Raw genomic sequence first — 4016 nt, forward strand, 5'->3', positions numbered from 1 at the left:
CAGGCGGCTTCAGACCCTTGCTACACCCTCAAATGCGATGAGCCTCGAATGCAGGATCTTGTGCCGACAGCGGCGCACGATGGTCGCGGGGATCTCGAACAACCGTGCGCGAAACCGTTTGGGCTCCCAGCGACGTGCATCATGGCCGGCCAGCGCGATGGCCTGCATCCAGGCGACGATGACGCCGGCGAGCTGGACGATCTGGCACCAGACCTGGTTCTGCGCGAATCCCTGCAGCGGGAACTTCATCAGGCCCATGTCCTTGGCGTTGCGGATCCGGTCCTCGCAGCGCGCGCGGCGGCGGTGACGCAGCTCCAGCACTGGAAGCTGGCCGCGTGGGGCGTTGGTCGCGAACGCAGTGATCCGCATCCCTTTGTGATCGGTGATCCGTAGCTGCACTCCGGGGTGGGGGCGTTCCTTCCTTACGATTACCCGCATTCCGGGGGCCACCCGGGCAGGTCCAGTAGTCCGGTCAGTTCCGCGACCCATGCCCCATCGCGGATCCCTTCGGTGTCGGTGTCGTAGGCAGGAGTCCACGCCTTCGCCTCATCAATACGTTCCAACAGGTCAGGAGTGTTCGCGGGGAGGGTGAACCCGACTGAGTAGGCCAGACGCTGCCGCTCCAGCCAGCCCGCGAAGTCCTTGGGGCCGCCGGCCCCGTCGGTGCGAATCAGGACCTTTTTCGATCCCCGCCCGGCCCGGCCCAGCAGGGCCGGTGGGAGCTGCGCAAGGGCCAGACGGGTGACGGCGATGTGATCGCTGGCGGTGTTCGAGCCCGCGTTGCCGGGGCGAAGGTGGATCGCGAGCGGTTCCCCGGTTCCTTCGCTGCCGTGGTCCAGGAACGCGTACAGAGGGTGGTAGCCGAAGCCGCGTTTGAACGTCGGGGCGGCTTGCTCCTTCTCACTGTGGACGTTGATCAGGGTGGCGTCGAGGTCGATGACCAGCGGGGTCTTCGCGCTCGTCCCCTCGGCCGGGGAATGCTCGCCGGCCAGGGCCCAGGCCTGCTCGCGCGCGGTCCTGCGAGCCCTGGCGATCGCGGTCATCACGGCGGGCGCGTCCTCAGCGAGGGTGGTGAGCGTGCGGGAGATCGTTGGGGCCGAGGCGACGTCACCGAACAGGCCCGGCTCGCACCGCAGCAGGTCGGTGTCACGGGCGACCTCCCCGCCCACCGCGAGAGTCATCGCGAGGTCCAGCAGGACCTTGGAGGCGTGATGCTCGGCCAGCGGTTTCGTCCATGAACCCAACGCTTCACGCAGCGAAGAGGCGAGGCCGGTGGCGTGGATCGTGTCGGTCAGCAGCACCGCGCCCGCATGCGAGGCCGTCGGGACCTCAGCGACGTCCACACGCGGGCGGGGGTAGAAGAACACGGTGGGGTGGGACACCTGAAAGGTGCTCCTTCCGGCCAGGGATTACGAGACTCGACACCCCGTATCATCCCAGGCCAGGAGCACCTTTCTCTATGACGCCCACCCGTCGAGACCACACCCCAGTGAAATCTCGAGGTCAGCGGGTGCTCGTGGCAGGGCCTGAACTGTGGTCCGTACACTCCTACTCATGGATGCGCTTGATATTGGACGGATCGTGGCCGGACTGGTGCTGCTGGTCTTGGGTGGGGAATTTTTGGTGCGTGGGGCGTCAGCACTGGCCGGACGTTTCGGGATTTCGTCATTGGTGATCGGTCTCACCGTAGTGTCAGCGGCGACGTCGGCACCCGAGTTCGCAGTGAGCGTCGGTGCTGTACTGCGTGATGAACCGGGGCTTGCCGTGGGCAATGCGGTTGGCAGCAACATCATTAATGTTCTGCTCATCCTGGGACTGTCCGCGCTGGTCGTTCCCCTCGCTGTAAAGCGGAGGCTGATCCGCTTTGACCTGCCCCTGATGGTCGTCTTGTCAGTTCTACTGCTCCTTGTGTCCCTGGATGGGAGGATCAGTGCGGTGGACGGGCTGATACTATTTTTCGGTGTGGTGGTCCACACCATAATGTCCGTGGTGATTAGTCGGCGGGACGCCAAGACCGCGGTGAATGCCCGGGAAGGGACAGGAGAACCGGCAACCGTCGATCCAGCCGGCGAGGAAGGGGCTGCGCTAGGCGCCTCGGTCAGCAGGTCGCTCTTCTTTGTGCTGCTGGGGGTCGCGTTGCTGGTCGCCGGTGCCACGCTGCTCGTGGAAGGAGCAGTGAACATAGCCACCACGTTGGGCGTAAGCAGCCTCGTGGTCGGACTGACCGTTGTGGCTGTCGGGACATCGCTGCCCGAGCTGGCGACGTCCATCATTGCCGTGCGTCGCGGTGAACGGGACCTAGCGGTGGGCAACGTGGTCGGCAGCAATATCATCAACATAGGGGTAGTGCTAGGACTAACCGCGCTCATCTCTCTTGAAGGCATTCCCGTATCCGGCGCCGCAGTGGCCTTCGATATCCCAGTAATGCTGGCGGCCGCAGTGGCACTACTGCCGATCGCGTTCACGGGCTTCGCGGTGGCGCGTTGGGAGGGCGGCTTGTTCGTGGTTTTGTACGCCGCCTACACCGGATACCTTGTGCTGGCTGCCACAGCGCACGATGCACTGGAGGGATTCACCGTAGCCATGGCGTGGTTCGTGCTGCCGTTAATCGCACTGACGCTCATTTCCTTTACAGCCTACGAAATCGGGCTCCGCAAGGGACGCCGAGACCTGGACCAGACCACGACTTCGACGTAGACCGTCGAGTGCATTCGGCTGCTGGCTTCATTCAGGTCGTCGGCTGAATGTAAATCGGCAAGAGATGACTGTCGGTTGGTGGTGTCATAGCGTCGTAGCAACACTCCCGGTCGGTGGGGGCTCGAGGCGAGGAGGCCTGGGATGGTGCGGCGGCGACTCACCTTCACGGAGCGGATGGAGATCTCGACGGGATCGAAGGCCGGGTGGGGAGTCCGGAAGATCGCGTCTCACCTGGGTAGATGCCCTTCGGTGGTCTCCAGAGAGCTTCGACCGAACTCGACGAAGACGCGCGGCTATCAAGCCGTGACCGCGGACGTGAAAGCGCAACGCCAGCGCTCTCGCCCACAGGTCCGGAAAGTGGCAAAGGACCCGGTACTCGAGGCCCGCGTCAACGCCGACCTCGCAGCGTCATGGACGCCGAACGAGATCGCGGGTCGCTTGCGTCTGGAGGCCGCAGACCCGACCGTTGAACGCATGGCGAACTCTCCCGACGCTCAGGGCCGCACCGTCAGCGGAGAAGCGATCTACCAGTACATCTACGCGATCCCCCGCGGAGAACTTGCCAAGCGTGGGATCTTCTTGCAGTCCAAACGGACCAAGCGCCGGCCCCGCACGCACGGCCGCTCCCGAGGCGGGCCGATCGTGGGGATGGTCCCGATCGCGGAGCGTGGCGAGGACGCGGCGAAGCGGCGGGTACCCGGGCACTGGGAGGGCGACCTGATCATCGGGAAGAACGGGTCCTCGTGCGCGGCGACGCTGGTGGAGTGGATGAGCGGGTTCACCGGCCCGCTCGCCCTGCCCTCGAAACACGCCGAGGGCACCGCGGACGCGGTGATCGAGTACTTCACCGAGCTGCCCCGGATGATGCAGACCTCGCTGGTATGGGACCAGGGCAGCGAGATGGCGCACCACGCAAAGGTCTCCCCGGCCACAGACATGCCGGTCTACTTCGCCGACCCCCACTCGCCGTGGCAGCGGCCATCGAACGAGAACACGAACCGGCTCTACCGCGAGTACCTCCCCAAGGGCACGGCGATCCCCGACCACCAGCCCTACCTCACCACCATCGCGGAGGAGATCAACAACCGGCCCGCCGCCCACTGGGCTTCCTGACACCGACAGAATCCTTCGCCCGACTACTGGCCGGCGAACCCCATGTTGCTTCCACGCTTTGACACCACCCTGGCTGGAGGCCCACCCCAAGCAACGGAAGGACCGCATCGAGGTGGTAGCGATGGACGGATTCTCCGGGTTCAATACCGCCGCCAGCGAGGCCCTACCGGGCGCGGTAGCGCTGATGGATCCCTTCCACGTCGTTC

General features: G+C 65.1%; 2 protein-coding genes and 2 pseudogenes. 3 read left to right on the forward strand and 1 reads right to left on the reverse strand.

What is annotated here, in order from left to right:
- Nucleotides 1-9: 9 nt before the first annotated feature.
- Nucleotides 10-1382 (reverse strand): annotated as a pseudogene (locus L979_RS13125) (IS1380 family transposase).
- A gap of 172 nt (nucleotides 1383-1554) precedes the next feature.
- On the opposite strand from L979_RS13125, the gene L979_RS13130 reads away from it, so the two are divergent.
- The 3 genes and pseudogenes from L979_RS13130 to L979_RS15300 form a co-directional block, all read left to right on the forward strand.
- Nucleotides 1555-2697, forward strand: coding sequence for a calcium/sodium antiporter (locus L979_RS13130; RefSeq protein WP_047692654.1), 1143 nt, complete (start codon nucleotides 1555-1557; stop codon nucleotides 2695-2697).
- A 303-nt stretch (nucleotides 2698-3000) separates the two neighbouring features.
- Nucleotides 3001-3810, forward strand: coding sequence for an IS30 family transposase (locus L979_RS13135; RefSeq protein ID WP_231559546.1), 810 nt, complete (start codon nucleotides 3001-3003; stop codon nucleotides 3808-3810).
- A gap of 70 nt (nucleotides 3811-3880) precedes the next feature.
- Nucleotides 3881-4016: pseudogene (locus L979_RS15300) on the forward strand (transposase); the annotation flags it as partial.

Origin of the sequence: Kocuria sp. ZOR0020, assembly GCF_000800955.1 — a bacterium.
GTDB lineage: Bacteria > Actinomycetota > Actinomycetes > Actinomycetales > Micrococcaceae > Kocuria > Kocuria subflava.

What these genes read in the sequence shown, in the direction of transcription:
- L979_RS13130 (WP_047692654.1), top strand. Translation starts at nt 1,555, where the DNA reads ATGGATGCGCTTGATATTGGACGGATCGTGGCCGGACTGGTGCTGCTG.